Source organism: Octadecabacter dasysiphoniae, from assembly GCF_021532615.1.
GTDB classification, from domain to species: domain Bacteria; phylum Pseudomonadota; class Alphaproteobacteria; order Rhodobacterales; family Rhodobacteraceae; genus Octadecabacter; species Octadecabacter dasysiphoniae.
Genome location: NZ_JAKGAQ010000001.1, coordinates 772,491 through 794,398 on the forward strand (window position 1 = coordinate 772,491; position 21,908 = coordinate 794,398).

Annotated in this window: 22 protein-coding genes; 17 read left to right on the top strand and 5 right to left on the bottom strand. The window is 56.1% G+C overall.

The window, feature by feature from the left end; genetic code table 11:
• Positions 1-16: 16 nt before the first annotated feature.
• Positions 17-469 (top strand): Lrp/AsnC family transcriptional regulator, encoded by a 453-nt coding sequence (locus L0664_RS03845; protein ID WP_235224300.1) that lies wholly within the window; start codon positions 17-19, stop codon positions 467-469.
• Here L0664_RS03845 and L0664_RS03850 read toward each other — a convergent pair.
• Together L0664_RS03850 and L0664_RS03855 are read right to left on the bottom strand one after the other, a co-directional pair.
• The gene (locus L0664_RS03850) at positions 466-1,698 is read right to left on the bottom strand and encodes an MFS transporter (protein WP_235224301.1); all 1,233 of its coding nucleotides are present in this window, start codon (positions 1,696-1,698) and stop codon (positions 466-468) included. The two genes, L0664_RS03845 and L0664_RS03850, sit on opposite strands and share 4 nt — an antisense overlap.
• Positions 1,699-2,008: 310 nt before the next feature.
• Positions 2,009-2,224, bottom strand: coding sequence for a DUF1127 domain-containing protein (locus L0664_RS03855; protein ID WP_235224302.1), 216 nt, complete (start codon positions 2,222-2,224; stop codon positions 2,009-2,011).
• 279 nt (positions 2,225-2,503) lie between these two features.
• On the opposite strand from L0664_RS03855, the gene L0664_RS03860 reads away from it, so the two are divergent.
• The 9 genes from L0664_RS03860 to mraY all read left to right on the top strand — a co-directional run bounded on the left by L0664_RS03860 (position 2,504) and on the right by mraY (position 12,384).
• Positions 2,504-3,601 carry an Mrp/NBP35 family ATP-binding protein gene (locus L0664_RS03860; protein WP_235224303.1) on the top strand — a complete coding sequence of 366 codons (1,098 nt, stop codon included), beginning with the start codon at positions 2,504-2,506 and terminating at the stop codon, positions 3,599-3,601.
• Positions 3,598-4,083 carry a GNAT family N-acetyltransferase gene (locus L0664_RS03865; protein WP_235224304.1) on the top strand — a complete coding sequence of 162 codons (486 nt, stop codon included), beginning with the start codon at positions 3,598-3,600 and terminating at the stop codon, positions 4,081-4,083. The genes L0664_RS03860 and L0664_RS03865 overlap by 4 nt, the downstream gene beginning before the upstream one ends.
• A 656-nt stretch (positions 4,084-4,739) precedes the next feature.
• On the top strand, positions 4,740-5,189 hold the full coding sequence (locus L0664_RS03870) for a division/cell wall cluster transcriptional repressor MraZ (protein ID WP_235224305.1): 450 nt from the start codon (positions 4,740-4,742) through the stop codon (positions 5,187-5,189).
• A 1-nt stretch (position 5,190) separates the two neighbouring features.
• A complete protein-coding gene (gene rsmH / locus L0664_RS03875; protein ID WP_235224306.1) occupies positions 5,191-6,168 on the top strand; it encodes a 16S rRNA (cytosine(1402)-N(4))-methyltransferase RsmH in 978 nt (325 codons plus the stop codon).
• Entirely contained in the window at positions 6,168-6,521 is a 354-nt protein-coding gene (gene ftsL, locus L0664_RS03880; RefSeq protein ID WP_235224307.1) for a cell division protein FtsL, read from the top strand. Before rsmH ends, ftsL begins: the two co-directional genes overlap by 1 nt.
• Positions 6,518-8,299 carry a peptidoglycan D,D-transpeptidase FtsI family protein gene (locus L0664_RS03885; RefSeq protein ID WP_235224308.1) on the top strand — a complete coding sequence of 594 codons (1,782 nt, stop codon included), beginning with the start codon at positions 6,518-6,520 and terminating at the stop codon, positions 8,297-8,299. The genes ftsL and L0664_RS03885 overlap by 4 nt, the downstream gene beginning before the upstream one ends.
• Positions 8,300-8,328: 29 nt before the next feature.
• A complete protein-coding gene (locus L0664_RS03890) occupies positions 8,329-9,822 on the top strand; it encodes a UDP-N-acetylmuramoyl-L-alanyl-D-glutamate--2,6-diaminopimelate ligase (protein WP_235224309.1) in 1,494 nt (497 codons plus the stop codon).
• A gap of 1 nt (position 9,823) precedes the next feature.
• Positions 9,824-11,248: a UDP-N-acetylmuramoyl-tripeptide--D-alanyl-D-alanine ligase gene (locus tag L0664_RS03895; protein ID WP_235224310.1), complete on the top strand. Its 1,425-nt coding sequence runs from the start codon at positions 9,824-9,826 to the stop codon at positions 11,246-11,248.
• Positions 11,249-11,301: 53 nt separating this feature from the next.
• Positions 11,302-12,384 (top strand): phospho-N-acetylmuramoyl-pentapeptide-transferase, encoded by a 1,083-nt coding sequence (gene mraY / locus L0664_RS03900; protein ID WP_235224311.1) that lies wholly within the window; start codon positions 11,302-11,304, stop codon positions 12,382-12,384.
• Between the two features lie 17 nt (positions 12,385-12,401).
• Here the strand turns inward: mraY and L0664_RS03905 are convergent, their stop codons facing one another.
• Complete coding sequence (locus L0664_RS03905; protein ID WP_235224312.1) at positions 12,402-13,100, bottom strand: hypothetical protein; 699 nt, start codon at positions 13,098-13,100, stop codon at positions 12,402-12,404.
• Between the two features lie 234 nt (positions 13,101-13,334).
• Between L0664_RS03905 and murD the strand changes: the two genes are divergently transcribed.
• Positions 13,335-14,729, top strand: a complete 1,395-nt coding sequence (gene murD / locus L0664_RS03910; RefSeq protein WP_235224313.1) for a UDP-N-acetylmuramoyl-L-alanine--D-glutamate ligase — start codon at positions 13,335-13,337, stop codon at positions 14,727-14,729.
• A gap of 143 nt (positions 14,730-14,872) precedes the next feature.
• Here the strand turns inward: murD and L0664_RS03915 are convergent, their stop codons facing one another.
• Positions 14,873-15,268, bottom strand: coding sequence for a MerR family transcriptional regulator (locus L0664_RS03915; protein WP_235224314.1), 396 nt, complete (start codon positions 15,266-15,268; stop codon positions 14,873-14,875).
• Between the two features lie 83 nt (positions 15,269-15,351).
• Between L0664_RS03915 and L0664_RS03920 the strand changes: the two genes are divergently transcribed.
• The gene (locus L0664_RS03920; RefSeq protein WP_235224315.1) at positions 15,352-16,008 is read left to right on the top strand and encodes a CHRD domain-containing protein; all 657 of its coding nucleotides are present in this window, start codon (positions 15,352-15,354) and stop codon (positions 16,006-16,008) included.
• 149 nt (positions 16,009-16,157) lie between these two features.
• Complete coding sequence (locus tag L0664_RS03925) at positions 16,158-16,457, top strand: hypothetical protein (RefSeq protein WP_235224316.1); 300 nt, start codon at positions 16,158-16,160, stop codon at positions 16,455-16,457.
• A 374-nt stretch (positions 16,458-16,831) separates the two neighbouring features.
• Here the strand turns inward: L0664_RS03925 and L0664_RS03930 are convergent, their stop codons facing one another.
• Entirely contained in the window at positions 16,832-17,512 is a 681-nt protein-coding gene (locus tag L0664_RS03930) for a GntR family transcriptional regulator (RefSeq protein WP_235224317.1), read from the bottom strand.
• 251 nt (positions 17,513-17,763) lie between these two features.
• On the opposite strand from L0664_RS03930, the gene L0664_RS03935 reads away from it, so the two are divergent.
• The 4 genes from L0664_RS03935 to L0664_RS03950 all read left to right on the top strand — a co-directional run bounded on the left by L0664_RS03935 (position 17,764) and on the right by L0664_RS03950 (position 21,472).
• Positions 17,764-18,756 (top strand): TRAP transporter substrate-binding protein, encoded by a 993-nt coding sequence (locus tag L0664_RS03935; RefSeq protein WP_235224318.1) that lies wholly within the window; start codon positions 17,764-17,766, stop codon positions 18,754-18,756.
• 94 nt (positions 18,757-18,850) lie between these two features.
• Positions 18,851-19,345: a TRAP transporter small permease gene (locus L0664_RS03940; protein WP_235224319.1), complete on the top strand. Its 495-nt coding sequence runs from the start codon at positions 18,851-18,853 to the stop codon at positions 19,343-19,345.
• Complete coding sequence (locus L0664_RS03945; protein ID WP_235224320.1) at positions 19,342-20,652, top strand: TRAP transporter large permease; 1,311 nt, start codon at positions 19,342-19,344, stop codon at positions 20,650-20,652. Before L0664_RS03940 ends, L0664_RS03945 begins: the two co-directional genes overlap by 4 nt.
• 76 nt (positions 20,653-20,728) lie before the next feature.
• On the top strand, positions 20,729-21,472 hold the full coding sequence (locus L0664_RS03950) for an SDR family NAD(P)-dependent oxidoreductase (RefSeq protein ID WP_235224321.1): 744 nt from the start codon (positions 20,729-20,731) through the stop codon (positions 21,470-21,472).
• The last annotated feature ends 436 nt before the right edge of the window (positions 21,473-21,908 follow it).

Consider the following 21,908-nt stretch of genomic DNA (forward strand, 5'->3'; position numbering starts at 1 on the left):
TATATTTGCACAATCTATGATAGATACTGACCCAATCAACGCGCGGATATTGCGTGAATTACGCAGTGACGGACGCATCAGCAACCTTGCGTTGGCCGACAAGGTTGGGCTGTCCCCCTCCGCCTGCCTGCGCCGTGTGCAAGACATGGAACGGCGCGGGGTCATCAAAGGCTACCGCGCCCGCCTTGACCCTGCGCTGACGGGGCAGGGGTATGTCGTTTACGTGGCCGTTGGGCTTTCGGAACATTCCAAAGCCGCGCAAGAAGGGTTCGAGGCCGCGATGAACCATATCGACGAGGTGACAGAGTGCCACAATATTGCTGGCGCATTCGAATATCTGCTGCGGGTCGAAACTGCGGATTTGGCCAGTTACAAGCTGTTTCATACCGACCGTCTGGGTACGGTGCCGCATGTGCGATCCATCACCAGCTATATGGTGATGGGCAGCCCGAAAGACCTGCGCGCCTAAAGGCGAAGTTTGGCCAAACCGTAGACGAACAGGATGGCGGTGCCGACCGTGCCGATGATAAACGGTAGGCGCAACGCCGCTTCGCGCCCGACGCCCGGTTCGAACCACGCCACCAAAATACCTGCGGCCAAGGCCCCGACGGGCATCATGCCCCAGCCGAAGAAACGGTAGATCGAATTGACCCGCCCAAGCAGATCATCGGGGATCAGGCGTTGGCGGTAGGACACGGTGATCACATTCCAGAGCATCCCCGACACCATTTCCAAAAACAACGCGGCGGCCACGACGTATGGATTGGACGTCATTGCGATCATCACAAACGGGGCAATCATCAAGGCCTGCGCGATGTGAATACACCGCTGTTGGCCAAGCCGTGCGACAACCCTCGGCCCGATCATGCCACCAGCAACGCCGCCCGCGGCACCCGCCGTGAGCAGGACACCATGTTGGACGGCGCTTAGCCCTAAAATGTCCTGACTGAACAGGATCAACACCGTCAACGTCATCGTAAACAGCGCATTGATCAGCCCCAGCATCACGGCAAGGCGCAACACAACGGGATGGGCGCGCATCCATGCCCAGCCTTCGCGGACTTCAACCATGATATGGCGGCGCGTGGGGGCAGCACGTTTGGGCAAGGCGATCATCCAGACCAACCACGCGGCCAATCCGAAAGAAACGGCATCGACGACAAACGGCGCAGGTACGGCCCATGCGATCAACACCCCCGCAAGCGGCGGACCGACGAAAGACCCCATGATTTGCTCAATGCTCCACATCTGGCCATTGGCTGTTTCCAGATCAGACTTTGACACGATTGATGGCAGCACCGTTTGCGCCGCGTTGTCGCGCAGCACTTCGGCGGTGCCCAGCAACAGGGCAATCCCGCTTAGCGCCAGAATATAGTGCAGGGCCTCCCCCGCGAGCGGCAGGGTCGGTGCCTGCAAAATCAGACCAATCACCCCGAAGGTCAAAATCAGTCTGAACATGTCGGCGCGTACCATCAGCGTGCGCCGATCATAGCGATCCGTGATGACCCCGGCGGGTATTGAAAACAAGAACCATGGAAGCCTTCCGGCAAAAGCGACCAGTGCAATCAGAAACGGATCGCGGGTGATCAATGTCGCGAGCCACGGAAATGCCAGCGCTGAAATGCCATCGCCCAAATTGGAAATCGCGCTGGCCGAAAACAAAAAGCGATAAGATCGATTGGTTGCAAGTAAAGCCATACCCGCATGAGAACGCCAGCAGGCCAGAAGTACAAGGGGCAAACAAAAACCCCGAAACTGTGGGAGGACAGTTTCGGGGTCATTTGTACGGACCATTGCTCGGGGAGGAGACAAGCGGCCCGTATATGAGCGCTTTTTGGGAGGAAAAAGCGGCTCGGTCGTTGGTTGGGATCAAGTGCGGCGGTGTCAGGGAGGAGGAGAGACACCGCCGCGTCTTGATCACAGCGCCACACCCAGGGAGGAGGAGAGGGCTGACGCTATCACGGGTCTATCCAGGGAGGAGGAGAGGACGACCCGATGTCGTAAACTTTTATGCGCCGTAGGCGGACTCGTATGCGATGTCCTTGAGGGCGTGTGGGTTCAAGCCGATGTCGGCCAGTTCGCGTGATGTCAGGCCTTCCAGTTCAGCCAATGTGCGGCGGTACGTTTTGTACTGCTCAATGCCTTTGGCGAATGCAGCGCGGTATTCAGCGATGCGCGGTACGATGGAAAAACCGACGGAGCGGAAATCAGATGTATGTGCCATGTCTTTGGCCTTTTCTTAGTTGCGACCCATTCTGGGGTCTTGGGTTGCGACGCCGTATTGCGTCTTCGTGAATAGATTTAGTCATATGCTGCGGCTGCACAATCCCCGAGATGATCAATGCTGCTATGCAGAATGTGCATGGTTAATGTCTTGAAAATGCTTAAGTTAGCGCCACAACTACGTTTGACGCGGGGTTACATTCGTATTCGCCCAAAAGATCAGTGCTGTTGTCTTATCTTTAGGCGGTTTATGAACGGGCAGAAATCAGAGGACACAGACATGGCAATCACGAATGAGACGATTTTAGCCGCACTTGGCACGATTGGATTGCCCGATGGTGGTGATTTGGTGTCGCGCGACATGATCCGCGCATTGCAAGTGCAAGGCGACAGCGTGCGTTTTGTCATCGAAGCCCCTGATGCGGCGACGGCCAGCCGGATGGAACCAATCCGACAAGCTGCTGAAATGATCGTGAGCAAGATGGACGGTGTTTCTTCGGCCTCGGTCGTTTTGACCGCCCCTACGGCGGGCGGACCCTCCAAACAGCCACAACCCCCGGCTGATAAGACGCCACCGAACCTGACCATTGGCCGCCACCCGACACCGCAAGCAGGCCCCGAAGGTGTGCCGGGCGTGGCGCGCATTATCGCGATTGGGTCGGGTAAGGGCGGTGTGGGGAAATCCACCGTGTCCAGCAACCTGGCCGTTGCCTTGGCCAAGCAGGGCCGCCGTGTGGGCCTATTGGATGCCGATATTTACGGGCCAAGCCAGCCGCGCATGATGGGCGTGAACAAACGCCCCGGAAGCCCTGACGGTAAAACCATTATTCCCCTTCAAGCCCACGGCGTGACGATGATGTCTATCGGCCTGATGGTTGATCCCAACAAAGCGGTTGTCTGGCGTGGCCCCATGTTGATGGGGGCGCTGCAACAGATGCTGACGCAGGTCGAATGGGGCGAACTTGATGTGCTGCTTGTCGATCTGCCGCCGGGGACGGGCGATGTGCAACTGACGCTGTGCCAAAAAACCCACCTAACGGGCGCAATTGTTGTATCGACCCCGCAGGATGTGGCCTTGATCGATGCGCGCAAGGCGCTTGATATGTTCAACACGCTGAAAACGCCTGTGCTGGGCCTGATCGAAAACATGTCTACCTATATTTGTCCTGAATGCGGGCATGAAGCCCACCTGTTCGGTCACGGCGGCGTTGAGGCGGAGGCAAAAGACATCGGAGCGCCGTTCCTTGGCTCTCTCCCCCTTGATCTGGACACGCGACTTGCCGGGGATGCGGGCACGCCAATCGCGGCTGGCGAAAGCCCGATGGCGCAAAGCTATGCCACGCTGGCCAAACGTATGATTGATGGCGGCATGGCGTGACACTTCGCTTGGCGACACAAGGTGACTGGCCTGCGATCTGGACGATTCTTGAACCGGTGTTTCGGGCAGGGGAAACCTACGCCGTTGATCGTGACATTTCAGAACAGGCCGCCAAAGCTGTCTGGATGGATGCGCCGGTGGACACGTTTATCTATGTCGGTGACGCGGATGAGGTCCTTGGGACCTATTATATAAAGACGAATTATTCTGGCGGGGCCGCGCATGTGTGCAATTGCGGTTACGTGACCAGTATTGCGGCGCGGGGCAGGGGCATCGCACGTGCAATGTGCACCGATTCTTTGGAACATGCGGCACATCTTGGGTATCGTGCGATGCAATTCAATCTTGTGCTGGTGTCCAATGTCGGTGCCGTTGCCTTGTGGCAAAAGCTGGGTTTCAAGATTGAAGGCACCTTGCCCGCAGCATTCAATCATCCTCAGCAGGGCTTTGTTGATGCCCATGTGATGTGGAAGACGCTGTAACCCACGCGTTCCGGGAAATTATGGCACGATAGCGGATTTTTCGAATCTTTTGCCTCAAATCGCGGTTTGATTCGGTTGGTTTTCGCGCTGTTAGCCGCAATTTCCTTTGGTTCCTTCCGTGATTGGTGGCTGCCGGTGGGAAAATCTGGAACTTTCTTTGAATTTTCCTGCTATCTACATCTTGTAGTAAAATCGGCGTAAAATCGCCAAAATTCCCCATATCTGCTATTTTCGACACAAGCCCTAGTGTTCGAAGGTGTCGGAAAACACCATCTTGTGCCATGAATTCCCAAAAAGTACTTGGCGGACCATGATTTCCCATGCATAAACATCAGCAAGAAGACGGGCAGACAATACGGGGCACCAAACGACCCCACCGACACTAAGAAAACTTAGGTCAGGTTTCATACAGGCACCCCAATTCTTGAACGAAGAGATCCGGCGCGCGAGCGAGCAGACATCCCCCCAGGTGGCGCGCGCAGCTGGACTAACCCGGAAACGGGACGGAGATGGCGGATTGGTCAGTGGCAGCAGACTAATCCGCCTCTTTTCGTTAAAAACCAAAGATTTTTCGGGGGACGATTAAAAGGGGCTACGGGACAGTGGGTCTGAGTTTCAGAGGCGAATTCAACCAGAAGGTTGACGGTAAGGGACGCATGTCGATCCCTGCTGATTTTCGCGTTGTGCTTGGCGATGGTGATCCGCGGTGTCCTGAGAATCCGCTTCCGCGTATGGTCGTTTTGCACGGTCCCCACCTCAAGAATTGTCTCCATGCCTATACGATTGAGGCCATGGAAGAGATCGAAGAGGGCATCAAAGCCCTGCCGCGCGGATCTGATGCGCGAAAGCGCGCGTCGCGCATGATCCTCGGTAAGTCATGGGACACCGAGGTCGACAAAGACGGGCGTATCGTATTGCCCCAGCGCCTGCGCCAACAGATTGGCCTGACAGGTGAGGCCACAATGGCAGCGATGGGCGATTTTTTCGAGATTTGGAACGCAGAGACCTACGCCGAAGTGGAGGCCGCAGAGGCCGCCGCGATGGAAGAAGAATTTGACGGTGATTTTGATCCGTTGTCCCTGATTTACCCACCAGGCAGCGATTAAGATGGAGATTGCTGCCGCACCTCCCCCTCATGTTCCCGTGCTGATCGGGCCGCTGATTGCGGCCTGCTCACCTGTTCAGGGCACGTGGCTGGATGGCACGTTTGGTGCCGGCGGTTACACATCGCGCCTACTGGATGCTGGCGCGGACAAGGTCATCGGCGTCGATCGTGATCCTTCGGTATTCAAAATGGCACAATGGGCGGCAGAAAATCCCGCAATTGAGCTTGTAGAAAATACATTTTCCAACCTTGACGCGGTTGCGTATGATTTAGACGGGATCGTTCTTGATCTCGGTGTGTCGTCCATGCAGCTCGATCAGGCTGAGCGTGGATTTAGTTTTATGAGGGACGGTCCGCTGGATATGCGGATGGGACAGGAGGGGCAAAGTGCAGCTGACATTGTCAATGAAGCAAACGAAACCGATCTTGCTGACATTTTATTTACGTATGGGGAAGAACGTGCGTCGCGTCGCATCGCCCGTAAAATCGTCGCCGAACGTGAGCGTGATCCAATCACCACAACTCTCCGCCTTGCCAAGATAATCGAGGGGTGTTTGCCGCGCTCCAAGCCGGGGCAAAGCCATCCCGCGACACGGTCGTTTCAGGCGATCCGGATTGCGGTGAACGATGAATATGGACAGCTTGCCGAGGGGCTAGAGGCCGCGGAACGTGCGTTGAAACCCGGCGGGTTCCTGGCCGTTGTGACGTTTCATTCCGTCGAAGACCGCATGGTAAAGCGGTTTTTGCAGCAACGTGGCGGCGGGATGGGCAATGCCAACCGCTATTCCCCTGTGCTGGACACGGAACAGCCCGCGTTCAAGATCATGACGAAAAAGGCCGTCGGCCCTGACGAAGAAGAGCTTGCGATGAACCCCCGTTCGCGGTCCGCGAAATTGCGCGTGGCACAACGTACGGATGCCCCCGCCGGCGCTGTTGATCGCTCAAAGCTTGGTATGCCACAATTGAGAGACCACCGTTAATGCGTTCAATTCTTTACATAATGTCCGGTTTGATGGTCATGGGGCTTGCCTATTGGGCCTACAATGAAAACTACACGACGCAGGCATCTTTGAAAGAGGTCCGCGATTTGCACCGCCAGATTGGCGCGGCCCATGAACGCCTGAATGTGCTTGAGGCTGAGTGGGCCTATTTGAACCGTCCGGACCGCCTGCGCGATCTGGCTGAACTGAATTTTGATCGTTTGGGTTTGCTACCGCTGATGCCCGATGCTTTCGGGCGCATTGAGCAGGTCGCGTATCCGTCGCAGATCGTTTTCGACATTTCGAACTCGGTTGAGGTTTCGTCTGACAACGCACCGGAGGCAAGCCAATGATCCGCACCCCGCTTCGCCCTCTTGCCCGTATTCTGAAAGCCCGTGAACAGGGGCAGAACCCCGACGCGATTGAAGCTGAAAATATCCGCCTGCGTCACGAGGATGATCGTGACCGCGCGCGCCTGCGTGCCGAAGGGCGTCTGCTGGTCATGGGCATCGCGTTTTTTGCAGCCTTCATGGTTGTGGGGTTGCGCATGGGATCACTGGCAGGATCCGTGCCCGAAGAACCGACAGCGCAAGCATCAGGTTCGCCCATCATCGGGCAACGCGCTGATATTGTTGATCGAAACGGCCGTGTTCTGGCAACGAACCTTGATACTCACAGCCTTTATGCGCAGATTCCAGACATGGTTGATCCGGCAAAATCAGCCCGCGAATTGGCCGCGATTTTTCCGGAACTGGAAGAAGACGAACTGCTTGAGGATTTCACCGGTTCGCGCCGCTTCCTTTGGATTCGCCGTGAAATTTCGCCAGAACAGATGCAAGCCGTCCATGACATTGGCGATCCCGGCCTGTTGTTTGGCCCCCGCGAAATGCGCCTTTATCCCAACGGGTCCGTCGCCGCACATATTCTTGGCGGGGCCACCTATGGCCGCGAAGGCGTGAATTCTGCCGAAGTGATCGGCGTTGCCGGCGTTGAAAAATTCTTTGACGATTTCCTGCGCGATCCTGCGAACGAAGGCGCACCGCTGGAACTGTCTATCGACCTGACCGTGCAGGCCGCATCTGAACGGGTTTTGCAAGGCGGTATGATGTTGATGTCGGCCAAAGGTGCGTCATCCGTTTTGATGGATGTGCACACAGGCGAGATCATAAGCATGGTTTCGCTGCCCGATTTTGACCCCAACGATCGGCCTCGCGTGCTGACCGAAGGCGATCAATCCGACAGCCCGCTGTTCAACCGCGCGGTGCAGGGCGTTTACGAACTCGGGTCGGTGTTCAAGATTTTTACTGTGGCGCAGGGGATCGAACTTGGTTTGATCAACGCCAATACCATGGTTGATACTCAGGGGCCGCTGCAATGGGGTCGTTTCCGTATCCGCGATTTTCATGATTATGGCGCGACACTCAGCGCGACAGACGTCATCGTGAAGTCCTCTAACATCGGAACGGCGCGCATTGCGCTGATGATTGGGGCGGCGCGCCAGCGTGAATTCCTCGGCTCGCTCGGGTTTTTGGAACACACGCCCGTTGAAATGGTCGAAGCCCCGACAGGTGACCCGCTTTTGCCGTCCAATTGGTCGGAAATTTCAACGATGACAATATCTTACGGGCATGGATTGTCGTCTTCGCCGGTTCATCTGGCAGCGGCGTATTCCAGTCTTTTGAACGGGGGATATCGCGTTGAACCGACACTTGAACGCCAGACCGGCCCGCAACACGGTGACCGCGTGGTATCTGAAACTGTGTCCGCGACGGCGCGCGATATGCTGCGCGCTGTCGTTGATCGCGGCACAGCATCGTTCGGTGATGTCGAAGGCTACGCAGTTGGTGGCAAAACAGGCACTGCCGACAAACCACGCCCCACGGGTGGCTATTATGACGACCGCACCATCGCGACGTTCGCGTCTGTATTTCCGGCCAATGATCCGCGTTATGTGTTGATCGTAACCTTGGATGAACCATCGGTTGAAGCCCTTGGCGAGCAGCGCCGCACGGCCGGTTGGACAGCCGTTCCTGTTGCCGCAGAAATGATCCGGCGTGTCGCGCCGTTGCTTGGTATGCGACCGGACGTTGAAACCCTCACGCCAACGGGTGTAACACTAACCTCAAATTGAGGCGAAGCCTTGAATTAAAGGGGTCGGACATGAGCAGCCAATCAGACCAGAAATCATCCTCCCTCTCGGCCCTCGGGCTGCGCGCACAAGGCGGGCGTGAGGCGATTGTCACGGGCCTGACGGTTGATAGCCGCGACGTCAAAGATGGCACGTTGTTTTTCGCACTGCCCGGATCGTCGGTTCATGGCGGTGAGTTCATTCAATATGCTTTGCGCATGGGCGCATCTGCGATCCTGACGGACGCCAAAGGCGCGGAAATTGCCGCCAAAGAACTGGCTGATAGTGACGCCGCGTTGATCATCAACGACGACCCGCGCGGGGCCTTGGCACAAACTGCGTCGCTTTGGTTTGGCGCGCATCCAAGTACTGTGATCGCAGTGACCGGAACCAACGGCAAAACATCTGTGTCCACCTTCGCACGCCAGATCTGGATTGAGATGGAATTGGCGGCCGTCAACCTTGGCACCACGGGCGTTGAAGGCGTCTGGACCTATCCGCTGAAACACACAACGCCCGAACCCATCACGCTGCACCGCACTTTGGCGCAAGCCAAAGCCGAAGGCGTGACACATGTCGCGATGGAGGCATCGAGCCATGGGCTGGATCAGCGCCGTCTTGATGGCGTCGTCTTGTCTGCGGCGGGTTTTAGCAATTTCACGCAAGACCACCTCGATTATCACCATACGTTTGAGGCCTATTTTGACGCCAAGATGGGCCTGTTCACGCGGCTTTTGCCCGATGATGGTGTGGCGGTGATCAATATCGATGATCCCAAAGGGCCAGAGGTCGTGACGATCGCCGAAAGTCGCGGCCTTGAGGTGATTACGGTTGGGCGATCTGACGACGCGCGCCTGCGTCTGACAGGGCAGCGGTTTGATAGCACGGGGCAAGAAATCCTGTTTGACTGGCAACGCGGCAGCCACAAAGCGCGGCTTAATCTGATTGGTGGTTTTCAGGCGGATAATGTGTTGCTGGCCGCAGGCCTGGTGATTGCGTCGGGCGGTGATCCCGAAGAAGCGTTTGACACATTGCCCTATTTGACAACTGTGCGGGGTCGTATGCAGCACGCGGCGACCCGCAGAAATGGTGGATCCGTGTTTGTCGATTATGCCCACACGCCGGATGCGGTGGCCACAGCGCTTAGGGCGATGCGCCCGCATGTGATGGGTAAACTGATCGCGATTGTTGGCGCGGGCGGGGATCGTGATGCCACCAAACGTCCGCTTATGGGGCAGGCGGCGGCGGAAAACGCCGACGTAGTGTTTGTAACCGACGATAATCCAAGGTCCGAAGACCCCGCAACAATCCGCGCCGCCGTCATGGCGGGCTGCCCCGACGCGATTGAAGTCGGTGATCGTGCAGAGGCTATCCTGCGCGGTGTCGATGCGCTCGGCCCCGGTGATGCCTTGTTGATCGCGGGCAAAGGGCACGAATCCGGCCAGATCGTTGGAGATGACGTGTTGCCCTTTGATGATGTTGAACAAGCCAGCGTTGCTGTTGGTGCCTTGGACGGAGACCTTTGAGATGAGCCTTTGGACCAGCAAAGACGCTACAGCAGCAACGGGCGGCGAAACGACAGCAAAATGGGCCGCAACAGGGGTGTCCATCGACACGCGCACCATTCAAGCTGGGGATTTGTTTGTCGCCCTGAAGGCAGACCGTGACGGGCATGATTTTGTTGCAATGGCGCTGGAAAAGGGCGCTGCGGCGGCCTTGGTGACGCATTGCCCAGACGGCGTAGCGCAGGACGCGCCATTGCTGATTGTACCGGATGTCTTGGCCGCGCTTGAGGCGCTGGGGCAGGCGGCACGTGCCCGAACCAAAGCACGGGTCCTCGCGATCACAGGGTCTGTCGGAAAAACGTCGGCAAAAGAAATGGCGCGCACGGTTTTGGGCCGTCAGAGAAAAACACACGCCGCCGAAGCCAGTTACAACAACCATTGGGGCGTGCCCCTGACCCTCGCGCGGATGCCGGCCGACACGGACTTTGCCGTGATCGAAATTGGAATGTCCAACCCAGGTGAAATTGCGCCGCTGTCCCGCATGGCCAAACCCCACGTCGCGATGATCACCACAGTCGCCGCTGCCCACCTTGAGGCATTTGATGACATCAGCGGTATCGCGCGCGAAAAGGCGTCGATTGTTGATGGTCTGACATCTGGCGGTGTTGCGGTGCTGAACGCAGACACCGAAACCAGCGCCGTGTTGCAGAATTATGCCTCCAAACGAGAGGCCAAGCAGGTCTTGTTTGGTCAGATGTCACGCACGTGGCGTTTGAACCACGTCGCGTTGAGCGAAGGCCAGACCTTGGTTCAGGCCGAAACTCCGGCAGGTCCGCTGTTGTTCAAACTGTCAACTGCCGGGCGTCATTTCGCGATGAACGGGCTTGGTATTTTGGCCGCCTGTGACGCACTTGGGGCAGATCCTGTGCAGGCCGCGATTGACCTTGGGCACTGGGCCCCGCCTGCGGGACGCGGAACCCATGAACTGATCACAACGGACCCCGCAAACGAAGGCGAAAGCCTTGTGCTGCTTGATGATGCGTTCAACGCCAACCCCACGTCTTTGACTGCGGCGTTGGAGGTTCTGGCGTCTTATTCGCCGCGTGACAATGTTGGGCGGGTGGTGAAGGGACGGCGGATCGCCATCCTTGGGGATATGCTGGAACTCGGCCCTGATGAGACGGCAATGCATGCCGATATCGCCAAAGACCCGTCCATTGCATCACTGCATTTGATCCATTGTGCGGGCCCGCGCATGCGCCATCTTTATGACGCGCTGCCCGAAGACCAACGGGGTATCTGGGCGCAAACGGCTGCTGAATTGGCCGTTGGGCCAGCGGCGCTGGTGGATGCCGGCGACGTGGTTTTGGTAAAAGGGTCCAAGGGATCAAAAGTCAGCCTTGTCGTTGACGCCATCCGCAAACTGGGGCATCCCGATACCGTCTAGACGCTCCATGGAGGGTGGCATGATATGGTGTTTCTGACAAAAGGTTATCGCATATGTTGTATTGGCTCACGGCTTTGTCTGACGGCGGCGATGTCTTCAACCTGTTTCGCTACATCACATTCCGCGCAGGCGGCGCGTTCCTGACGGCGCTCATTTTCGGGTTTGTCTTTGGTCCATCGTTGATCCGCGTGCTGCGTAAACGCCAAGGCAAAGGCCAGCCGATCCGCGATGACGGCCCTGAAAGCCACCTTGCCAAGGCGGGTACGCCAACCATGGGTGGTTTGTTGATTGTCGGTGCTTTGCTGACCTCAACCTTGCTGTGGGCGCGTCTTGATAACCCGTTTATCTGGATGGTCTTGTTCGTGACGATGTCCTTTGCGCTGATCGGCTTTGCCGACGATTATGCCAAGGTGTCCAAGCAGACGACAGCCGGTGTGTCGGGTAAGCTGCGCCTGTTGCTCGGCTTTGCCATTGCGGGCGTTGCGGCGTACTGGGCTGCGCAATATCACCCTGTTGAGCTGTCTAACAAACTGGCTTTGCCAGTTTTCAAGGACGTTCTGATCAACCTCGGCGTGCTGTTCATTCCGTTCGCGATGATCGTGATCGTGGGGGCTGCGAATGCCGTGAACATGACGGATGGCTTGGACGGTCTTGCAATTATGCCCGTGATGATTGCCGCAGGTGCTTTTGCCATTATCGCATATTTTGTCGGCCGCACGGATTTTACGACCGAACTTGGCCTGCATTACGTGCCCGGTACAGGGGAACTGGCGATCTTTGCCGCGGGCGTTATTGGCGGTGGTCTCGGCTTTTTGTGGTACAACGCGCCGCCGGCCGCCGTGTTCATGGGCGACACCGGATCGCTGGCTTTGGGCGGTGCTCTCGGTGCGATTGCCGTTGCTACGAAACACGAGATTGTACTGGCAATCGTCGGTGGCTTGTTCGTGGTTGAGGCGTTGTCAGTGATTATCCAAGTGCTATATTTCAAACGCACCGGAAAGCGTGTTTTCCTGATGGCGCCGATTCATCACCACTATGAGAAAAAGGGCTGGGCAGAACCTCAGATCGTGATCCGGTTTTGGATCATCTCCCTTATTCTTGCGGTGATCGGTTTGGCGACGCTCAAGGTCCGCTGACCCGGCGCGCCAGTCAACTACAACATGCTAAAGGTCGAACGCGTGGACTCTACGTCTTCGGCCAGCCGCGCAGCAGCACCGATGTGCCAGTCCAGACCGGTTTGACCACGCGATGCCGCCGCCTTGAGGTTACGCGAGGCTTGGCGTGCATCCCGCGCACTTAGCGTCAAAGCCTCGGCAAGGTCGGCACGTTCGCCCGCAATGCGCAAAACAGATATGTCATGTTCGGATTGATCAATCTCACCGCGGACAAGTTGCATTGTCAGGGTGTTCAGCTCGGCCTCTTGGCGGGCGATAAATTGCGGCAGGTCGGTCTGGATGTTGTCGAACTGATTGGTGGCCAATTCAAGGTCGCGCACGACGGCATTGGGGGACACGAGTTCAACACGGCGTTCAACATTTCGTTGACCCACGCGATTGCCGATCACAGCACCGCCCGCACCACCAACAACCGCACCCGTCAGACAATTGCGTGCATTGCTGGCCGACAGCACCGTCAGGCCACACCCCAACGCGGCACCAATCATGGCGCCATTCACCGTCGACGTTTGCACCAATTGTTTGGATGCGTCGTTCAGGGCTGCGACCTGGTCAATGACGGGCCCTTCGTTCACAGGGTCATTGTAAAAATACAATGCACCGCTATCCACGCGGGATGTTTCAATCGGCGGAACGCCGCCCGTAGAACAAGCAGACAACAATACTGTTGCGATCATCGGAAGGGCGAAGCTGTACGTCTGGGCCATAGTCTGTGCTACCTGCTGTATTCAAATTCAACAGTGTGGGATGTGGCGATAAACTGTGTCCTATTTGAGGCTAATGCGCGGTGTTTATAGCGTTTCCCATCACCAGAGGTAAAAAGTTCGATGATCCGTTTGATTGCGGTGTCCTGACTTGCGCCGCAGTGCGCTGCGCGCCACTCTGCACATCAATTCAAAGGGGCGAGCGTTATGATTCCAGTAAAGGGTTTTGAGGGCAAAACGGTTGCCGTGCTTGGCCTTGGTCGGTCCGGTCTGGCGACGGTTACTGCGCTGCAGGCTGGTGGTGCGGATGTGCTGGTATGGGACGATTCACCCAACGCCGACGAAAAGGCCAATGACATCGGCGCAACACTGCGGGATCTGACAAAGCAGGGCGCGTTTACAGATGTGGCATCACTGATCACATCGCCCGGCATCGCGCATCTTTACCCCGAACCCCACCCCGCAATTGCCCGCGCAATGGCCGAAGGCTGCCCTGTGGACAATGACATCGGGCTTTTTTTTCAATCCTTTGCGACGCAGGAATGGGATAATTTCTCAACCATGCCCAAAGTGATTGCCGTGACAGGGTCAAACGGTAAGTCCACGACTTCTGCGTTGATCCATCATATCCTTGAGGAGGCGGGCCGCCCCACACAATTGGCAGGCAACATCGGCCGCGGCGTGCTGGACATCGAAGAAGCCCACGACGGAGAAGTCGTGGTGCTGGAACTCAGCAGTTACCAAACTGACCTTGCCCGCGCATTGACGCCGGATGTGGCCGTGTTCACAAACCTGTCGCCGGATCATCTGGATCGCCATGCAGGCCACGGCGGATATTTCGCCGCCAAACGCCGCCTGTTTGCTGAAGGCGGACCAGATCGGGCCGTCATCGGTGTGGACGAATTTGAAGGGCAGTACATCGCCAATCAAATGTCTGGCGGGCCTGGTGATGACAGGGTCATTCGGGTGTCGTCTGGCCAAAAGCTCAGCGGGGCGGGATGGAACGTCTTTGCGCGCAAAGGGTTCCTCAGCGAAACACGCAAAGGTCGGCAGGTGGGATCGATTGATCTGCGCCAGATTGCCGGGCTGCCCGGCGCGCACAATCATCAAAACGCATGCGCGGCCTATGCGGCTTGTCGTGCGCTGGGCATCGGCCCGCGCGTCATTGAACAAGCGCTGCACAGCTTCAAAGGACTGCCGCACCGCAGCCAGCTGATCGCTGAAAAGAACGGCGTGCGTTTCGTGAATGACAGTAAGGCGACGAACGTGGATTCAGCGGCCAAAGCGCTCGCGGCGTTCGACAAAGTCCGCTGGATTTGTGGTGGCTTGGAAAAAGAAGGCGGGCTTGATGCATTGCTGCCCGCGCCAACGGTCGTCAAAGCCTACGTCATCGGGCGCGAGGCGGGCGTCTTTGCCATGAAGCTGAAGGGACTGGACGTGGAGGTTTGTGGCGACATGGCCACGGCCGTCGCCAAGGCCGCGGCAGATGCGCAATCGGGTGAAACCGTGTTGCTGGCCCCTGCCGCCGCATCGTTTGATCAATACGACAGCTTTGAGAAACGCGGAGAGGATTTCGTGATGCAGGTCAGCGCGCTGGAATGAAGCGATAGGTGGCATTTATCTGGCTGTAGCGTCTGCTAAGCGGGACAAAGAAGACTTATGCTGCGACTACGTCAATATCCGCTAAGTAAAATTTTCGAAGATGCATATTTTGTGACCAAAACAGATTGCTCACGCCGCAATGTTCACTGCAGCCACAACCCCATATCTTTCAATACGGCGTCTGCGAATTCTTTATCTGGCGTGACAGCGAACGCGGCGAGCAGATCGCGCGCAACTTTTAATTCCTCAATCTTGAGGTCCACCTCCGACACTTTTTCAGAAATGATCTGGGCACGCTCCTCGCGCGAGACCGTATCGGAAAACAGCCGGTCCAATGACTCGGTGAGTTCCCTCAGCTTAAAACCCAATCGCTTAGCGAGGGAGATGAGAGAGAGCCGTTCCAGCGTTGTATCGTCATAAATGCGGTAGGTTCGGCTTCCAGCAGCAACGGGGCTAGAGTGGATGAGGCCAAGGGCCTCATAATGACGCAAGCCATCCTTTGAGAGGCCGGATCGTTTTGCCAGTTCGCCAATCATCATAGCGCGACCTCATATTAGTGCTTGACTGTAGGGTATACCCAATAGGCTAAAGCTTATCCGAACACAACGAATCGGAGAGTAATATGCGCGTTTTTCTTTTACCTTTTCTTCTTGCAGCAGGTGTCGCCACCGCCCAAGAGGTGCCGCCAGTAAGCGGGATCCCCCTTGATCCAAGTACGGGCGCACAAATAGGACCGATCTTTGAAACATGGATGTCGCCGCACCAAGAGGGTGGTGAAGAACAGGATACACCGCGTTTGGTTCCCGACGCCTTCAAATCCACCACACCCTCTGTTGATCGAAACGAACGTCCATCACGCGGCCACGCGACCTTGGCTTTCTCGCGCGATCTCAGCACCGCCTATGCGCATATCGCGATCGAAGGCGTCAATCCGGAAGACATCGTGATGTTCCACATACATTGCGGTCGCCCGGGCCAGTTAGGGCCCATCATTGTTGATTTCGGCCTCGAAAATGATCTGACTGAATTGTTCGCGGATGGCGAAGCATCGTTGGAAATCACCAATGAAGACATTGTTGCGGCCTCAGAACATGGCCACGGCGTTGTCGCAGCTTTTGTCGCAGGATGCCCCATCACGTTGGCAGTCCCCACCGACAAAGTCGTGACCGTCGCTGGCCTCGCACACATCGCCTATGAGCGGGAATTGTACTTCAACCTTCATACGTCGGGTCAAACATACTTCGGAGATATTCGAGGGCAGTTGTATCCGGTTGAATGACCCGCACGTAGAGAACGATCTGCGCCACCATTAACCAGTCGGCACTGACTTGGGATCGCTGAATGCGGCTTGTCCTAGCACACAAAAACTCACTCAAAATAAGGAAGGAAGATTTCCTGACTTTGGCCGCACCGCAGAGATCTGGCAAAATGGCCTCGAACCTGTCGTTCGCTGCGGTTGCGAAGGTTTTGATCGTTCGAAAATCCGCAATGCGGAACGAAGCCGACCTTATCGTCGGTGTGGCAAATGGCGGCTTTTCTTATGCTGAAATCGTAGCAATTCGCATCAGGGTGGAAATCAGACGTTTGCCACGTGTGCGAAAGATCATCACGCCCTTAGCGCCAGCTGACATTCAATTGATTGCCTACATGGGTTGCGCGCGCGGGGTGGAAAGCTGCCGTGCGAATGCGGTGCAAGACTTGGTCGAACGGACATTTTGCCGCGGTTAATCGAATTCATTCCGCGCCGTCTTGCAGATAAATGCCGACACAATCATAGCCAAACCGGATGCGCGCATCTGAAACAATCCCGGTTGTATAGAGTCGGGCGATGCCCGTACTGAAAACAAACCCTAAAAAGCACAGAGCGATCCGTCGTTGCCTAACACGATCGCGGATCATCAACGACCAGATCAACCCCATTGCCGGAAAACTCCTTGGTTCGCGGCCAATTTCAGTGCGGGGTCACACAATTCGACAGGGCAGGTGTCAAATATCAGTGGGCCGCGACTGGTTTATGCGCAGATTCCAAACCACGCGATGTAAAGGTGCGAGAGGGCGGTCAACGTGACCAGAGCTAAAAACAGCAGGCTCTTACAAGAGCCTTATTCGTCAAAGTATGCTTGATGCGTGGTGTAGATGGCCGCGATTGTCGGGGTCAGCCGATCAAGATGGCGACGCAGAACGGCAACTGCGGCCTCTTCGTTTTGTCCAAACAAGGCCTCGAGAAGGAGTTCATGATCTTTGTACAGGACCCCCATGGCGTCCTTGTTGGTAAGGGCCAGCATACAAAGACGGTCAACTTGCGCTTTGTTTTCTGCAATGATCGCAAAGGCGAAAGACTGCTTTGCGCAGGCGCAAAGAAGCCTGTGAAATTCGTAATCAAGATCGTGAAATTGACCAGCGTCTTCGGCAGCGATGGCATCTGCTTGTTTGCGAAGGTTGGTTTTAAGCGCCCCGTCTAACGTTTTGTCGCGGTCCCGCGCTGCGGCGCGCACGATCTCAAGCTCGATGGCGGCCCGCACAAAACGCGCATTCGCAATGAGTTTGCGCGAAAATGGGCGGACGACCGTTGCGCGTTGTGGCCGTATCAACAAAAGGTTGAGATTGGCCAGTCTCATAAACGCCTCGCGGACCGGTTGGCGCGAATAGCCGAATGTCTTGGCGATTTCGGTTTCAGAAATCTTGGTCCCGGGAAGCAGGTCCAACCGTATGATCTGGTCAAAGAGTTTATCAAAAATAACATCACTGCCCGTGGTACGTTCCAGAGTTCCCAATTCCGCCATTTTTCAGATTCCAATTTCTGTTTGGGTCGCAGATTTGCAGACGTAGACATGTAATGACATTTTAATCTTGGATACTAGATGGCAATATACAGTTGTTTTCATTGATTTTTAAGATTCAAGAGCGCAGGGGGCGAGTTTGCTGTTGACTAGTATCCAAGTTTACGTGTTGAGTTGCCGCCATGTGCTGAGGCGGTGTTTGACCGCGTGAAGCCAATCAAAATGACGATTTGAACCTGATCTGGGAGGATAGAATGTTCAATTATTCAATTAAAACCATGGCCGCGACGGCTGTTTTGCTGGGCACCGTGTCAACAGCGTTTGCGGATGGACATGCAGTCACATTGCGCGGCGCAAGCATGTTTGACGAGGACCACTCGTTCACCAAAACACTGCGCGAGTTTGAACGCCTTGTGGCTGAAAACTACGACGGCGATGTCGCATTTGATCTGCGCCTGAACGGTGAGCTTGGTGTTGAATCCGACTACGTGACATACCTGAACCAAGGTGTGGCTGTGGATTATACGATCCTTGCGCCGTCCAACATGGCTGTGTTTTCCGAAAGCATCCCGCTGATGGACATGCCGTTCTTGTTCCGTGATCTGGATCACTGGAATGCGGTTCTGGCATCTGATGCCTTTGCCCCCCTTGAGGATGATCTGCGCGAAGCGGCAGGCATTGTGATTGTTGGCTACCATGGTGGCGGTGTGCGCAACCTTGTGTCCGCCGAACCGATCACAAGTATGGAAGAACTGGCCGATCACCGCATGCGTGTCATGGGTGCGCCAATTCAGGCCCTGACGTTTGATGCCGTGGGTGCTGCACCTGCTGCAATCGCATACAACGAAGTTTACAATGCGATCCAAACGGGCGTGATCGCCGGCTTTGAAAACGAAGCGGCATCTATCCAGAATCTCAAGTTCTACGAAGTTGCGCCGCATATTTCACTGACACAGCACACGATCACGGTTCGCCCGATCGTTATGTCTGCTGCGATTTATGATGAACTGCCCGCAGATCTTCAGGCTGCGATCATGACAGCTGGCGCAGAAGCCGGTGCCTTTGGTCGTGCCCTCGAAAGCGGTGCAGACGGTGAAATCTTGCAGGAAATGTCCGACGCTGGCCAGATCGTGATCCACGAATTCGCGGGCCGTGATCAGATGCTTGAGATGGTGCAGCCGGTTCAGGATGCGTATGCCGCAGAACTTGGCGCGACAGAGCTTCTTGAAAGCGTTCGCGGAATGTAATCTCCCAGTTGGCGGGCGGGGCGCGTGATGTGCTTCGCCCGTTGACACAATGTCTGGCGCGGTTTCGCGCGTTAACTGCGATTTAGGGCTGCTCATGCTAGGAAAATACCTTGATCAATTCTGCGTGGGCTTGCGCATACTGCTTGGCGTGTTGATGGGCGCATTGGCGGTGCCCGTCGCGATGCAGGTGCTGTCCCGTTATACTGGCATTATCCCCACATTCCTTTGGACCGAAGAACTGGCAACGTTCCTGTTTATCTGGATCGTTATGATCGGGTCTGTCGTTGCTGTTTGGGATGGCACGCATTTTGACGTGCGCATCACCCGCGATTTCAAATCCCCGTTCTTGGTGCTGGTGCAAAACGGCATCGTGCACCTTGCCATCATGATCTTTGGCGCTTTGTTTTTGTACTACGGTATTGAATACGCTGAATTTGGCGGCAAACAGCGATCCGTGATGATGCGCGCCAATCTGATGATCACCCACATTTCGGTGCCAATCGCGGGAGGGCTTTGGCTGTTGTTGTCTGGCTACCGCTTGTCACAAGACATATCGAAATACCTTGGCCGTAAGGGCGCACTCACATGATCCTTGATACAGCCACCGCTGGCACCATGCTTATCGTTGCGTTTATGGTGCTTATCTTTATCCGCATTCCTGTGGCATTTGCCCTTGGTCTTGCGACGATTCCTGTCGTTCTGCTTGAATTGCGCCTAACGCCGTTCATCGTTCTGGACCGGATGTTTCAATCTTATAATTCGTTCATTCTGCTGGCCGTGCCGTTCTTTCTTTTGGCCGCCAACCTGATGAATTCGGGCAAGGTCACGGATCGGTTGATCGAACTGGCGCGCGTGCTGACAGGCTGGATGCCCGGCGGGCTTGGCCATGTGAACGTCGCCGTGTCCATGTTGTTTGCAGGGATTTCCGGATCGTCCACAGCGGACGCGGCGGGCATCGGCAAAATCCTGATTCCCGCGATGGAAAAAGAAGGCTACGACACCCGCTTTGCCGTCGCCATCACCGCCTGTTCGTCTGTTATGGGCGTGATTATTCCACCATCAATCCTGATGATCGTTTGGGGCGGCGTGATGCAGGTGTCGGTCGGCGCACTGTTCTTGGGCGGCGCCATTCCCGGCGTGATGATCGGTTTTGCCCTGATGGCCACGGTTTACGGGTTCGCCAAGGTGCGCAACTACCCCGTCACGGCAAGCCCCAACTGGAGTGAATTTTGGGCCGCCTGGAAAGGCGCAGCGCTTGCGCTTTTGACACCCGTGTTCGTGATTGGTGGCATCGTCGGCGGCCTTGTGACCCCGACCGAAAGCGCGATTATAGCCGCCGGGTATGCCCTGATCCTTGGTATGTTTGTCTACAAAACAGTGACGCCTAAGGATCTTAGCCACATCTTGTATGACACAGCCCGTTTCGCCGCCATTTCACTGTTTGCCATTGGCACGGCATCGGCATTCGGTTGGCTTTTGTCATTTTACAACGTCCCGCGCCTGATCGTCAGCATCCTGACCGCGTGGGAATTCGGGCCCTTTGGAACCGCCCTTATCATCGCGGCGCTGTTTTTGATCTTTGGATTGTTCATCGATGCGATCCCGACAATCATCATCCTTGGCACCGTTCTGATGCCAGTGGCGCAAGCGGGCGGCGTTGATCCGATTGCATTTGCCATCATCGGCATCGTGTCACTGGCGTTCGGGTTGGTCACCCCGCCTTATGGATTGTGCCTGTTGATATCTGCCGCGATTGGCGGGCTCAACGTGGTGCAAGTGCTGCGCGAAGTCGTCATCATTCTGGCGCCTATGTTGGTCATCCTGATCGTGCTGGCCGCATTCCCTGAAATTATTCTCTGGCTTCCCAAACTGCTGATGCCGGGGGCATTCCAATAAATTCGGCGCATTTCATGGCGTCCAATCATATGACAACAACCGCGAAACATGGATTTTGCAGACAGGAAGGATCGATATGAAACTTGCAGGTAAAACGGCCATTGTGACGGGTGGGGGGCGCGATATCGGTCGCGCTGTTGCGATCAAACTTGCGTCTGAGGGTGCGAATGTCGCGATCAACTATTTCTCAAGCTCGACAGGGGCGGACGTTGCCGTTGCCGAGATCGAAGCCATGGGCGGCAAAGCGATTGCCGTGCAGGGTGATTTGAACAATCAGGCCGATGTGGATGCGTTGATTGCCAAAACAATGGACGCGTTTGGCAGCATTGATGTGCTGGTGAACAACGCAGGTGGATTGATAGCACGCAAGAAAATTGCCGAGATGGAGCTTGAGCATTGGAATGCTGTCATGACCCTGAATTTGACAAGCACGTTCATGATGACCAAGGCCTGTCTGGCCCATATGAAATCCGGCGCGATCGTGAACCTCGCCAGTCAGGCGGGGCGCGATGGTGGTGGCCCGGGTGCGGTGGCTTATGCGACGTCCAAAGGTGCGGTGATGACGATGACACGCGGCTTGGCCAAAGAACTGGGGCCGGACATTCGCGTCAATGCGCTTTGCCCGGGTATGATCGACACTGATTTCCACAACGTGCACACCCCAGATGCGGGTCGGCGCGGGTTCGAAGCAAACGCGCCGTTGAAACGCCAGGGGCATGTCGATGACGCAGCCAATCTGGTGCTGTTCCTTGCATGCGGCGACAGTGCATTTATCACTGGCACCAATGTTGATCTCAACGGTGGGATGCTTTTCTCGTAGCGGCAAAGGACGTGTCGGTGTCCGAATGTTCAATCGTTTCAACAGCCGCGGATGTGACGGGGCAGGTACCATCAGATAACTCTGATTTGATGGTTGTCGGGTTTCGGTTTGAAGCCGCGGGCGTTTCTGATCGAAGAACAATCCCGCAGAGAAATCGGCCCCCCCCGACTTTGAGGGCGCGATGCGCTCCGATCATGGCCATGTATTGCTCGGTGATCAGACGCCGCCTGCTTAATGGGGGATACCACCGCGTTGGTCGTATGCGTGGTTTGGCAGAACGTCGCTGTGCGACGACATTGTTGTCGTGAAACCAAACAATGTTCGTGGTCGCAAAGAATGCCTCTGATGGCGGGGCACACGCAGCATCGCGATGAACCGTTGCACGCCGGCTTTCTGCGCAATTTCGCGGGCATTTGGCTGATCCCGAAAGCAGACA

Coding starts and splice junctions, on each gene's coding strand:
- L0664_RS03850 (WP_235224301.1), bottom strand. CDS start 1,698: ATGGCTTTACTTGCAACCAATCGATCTTATCGCTTTTTGTTTTCGGCC.
- L0664_RS03940 (WP_235224319.1), top strand. CDS start 18,851: ATGCTAGGAAAATACCTTGATCAATTCTGCGTGGGCTTGCGCATACTG.
- L0664_RS03890 (WP_235224309.1), top strand. CDS start 8,329: ATGAGCAGCCAATCAGACCAGAAATCATCCTCCCTCTCGGCCCTCGGG.
- L0664_RS03935 (WP_235224318.1), top strand. CDS start 17,764: ATGTTCAATTATTCAATTAAAACCATGGCCGCGACGGCTGTTTTGCTG.
- L0664_RS03950 (WP_235224321.1), top strand. CDS start 20,729: ATGAAACTTGCAGGTAAAACGGCCATTGTGACGGGTGGGGGGCGCGAT.
- ftsL (WP_235224307.1), top strand. CDS start 6,168: ATGCGTTCAATTCTTTACATAATGTCCGGTTTGATGGTCATGGGGCTT.
- mraY (WP_235224311.1), top strand. CDS start 11,302: ATGTTGTATTGGCTCACGGCTTTGTCTGACGGCGGCGATGTCTTCAAC.
- L0664_RS03920 (WP_235224315.1), top strand. CDS start 15,352: ATGCGCGTTTTTCTTTTACCTTTTCTTCTTGCAGCAGGTGTCGCCACC.
- L0664_RS03915 (WP_235224314.1), bottom strand. CDS start 15,268: ATGATGATTGGCGAACTGGCAAAACGATCCGGCCTCTCAAAGGATGGC.
- rsmH (WP_235224306.1), top strand. CDS start 5,191: ATGGAGATTGCTGCCGCACCTCCCCCTCATGTTCCCGTGCTGATCGGG.
- L0664_RS03860 (WP_235224303.1), top strand. CDS start 2,504: ATGGCAATCACGAATGAGACGATTTTAGCCGCACTTGGCACGATTGGA.
- L0664_RS03855 (WP_235224302.1), bottom strand. CDS start 2,224: ATGGCACATACATCTGATTTCCGCTCCGTCGGTTTTTCCATCGTACCG.
- L0664_RS03870 (WP_235224305.1), top strand. CDS start 4,740: ATGTCGATCCCTGCTGATTTTCGCGTTGTGCTTGGCGATGGTGATCCG.
- murD (WP_235224313.1), top strand. CDS start 13,335: ATGATTCCAGTAAAGGGTTTTGAGGGCAAAACGGTTGCCGTGCTTGGC.
- L0664_RS03845 (WP_235224300.1), top strand. CDS start 17: ATGATAGATACTGACCCAATCAACGCGCGGATATTGCGTGAATTACGC.
- L0664_RS03930 (WP_235224317.1), bottom strand. CDS start 17,512: ATGGCGGAATTGGGAACTCTGGAACGTACCACGGGCAGTGATGTTATT.
- L0664_RS03925 (WP_235224316.1), top strand. CDS start 16,158: ATGGCCTCGAACCTGTCGTTCGCTGCGGTTGCGAAGGTTTTGATCGTT.
- L0664_RS03895 (WP_235224310.1), top strand. CDS start 9,824: ATGAGCCTTTGGACCAGCAAAGACGCTACAGCAGCAACGGGCGGCGAA.
- L0664_RS03885 (WP_235224308.1), top strand. CDS start 6,518: ATGATCCGCACCCCGCTTCGCCCTCTTGCCCGTATTCTGAAAGCCCGT.
- L0664_RS03945 (WP_235224320.1), top strand. CDS start 19,342: ATGATCCTTGATACAGCCACCGCTGGCACCATGCTTATCGTTGCGTTT.
- L0664_RS03905 (WP_235224312.1), bottom strand. CDS start 13,100: ATGATCGCAACAGTATTGTTGTCTGCTTGTTCTACGGGCGGCGTTCCG.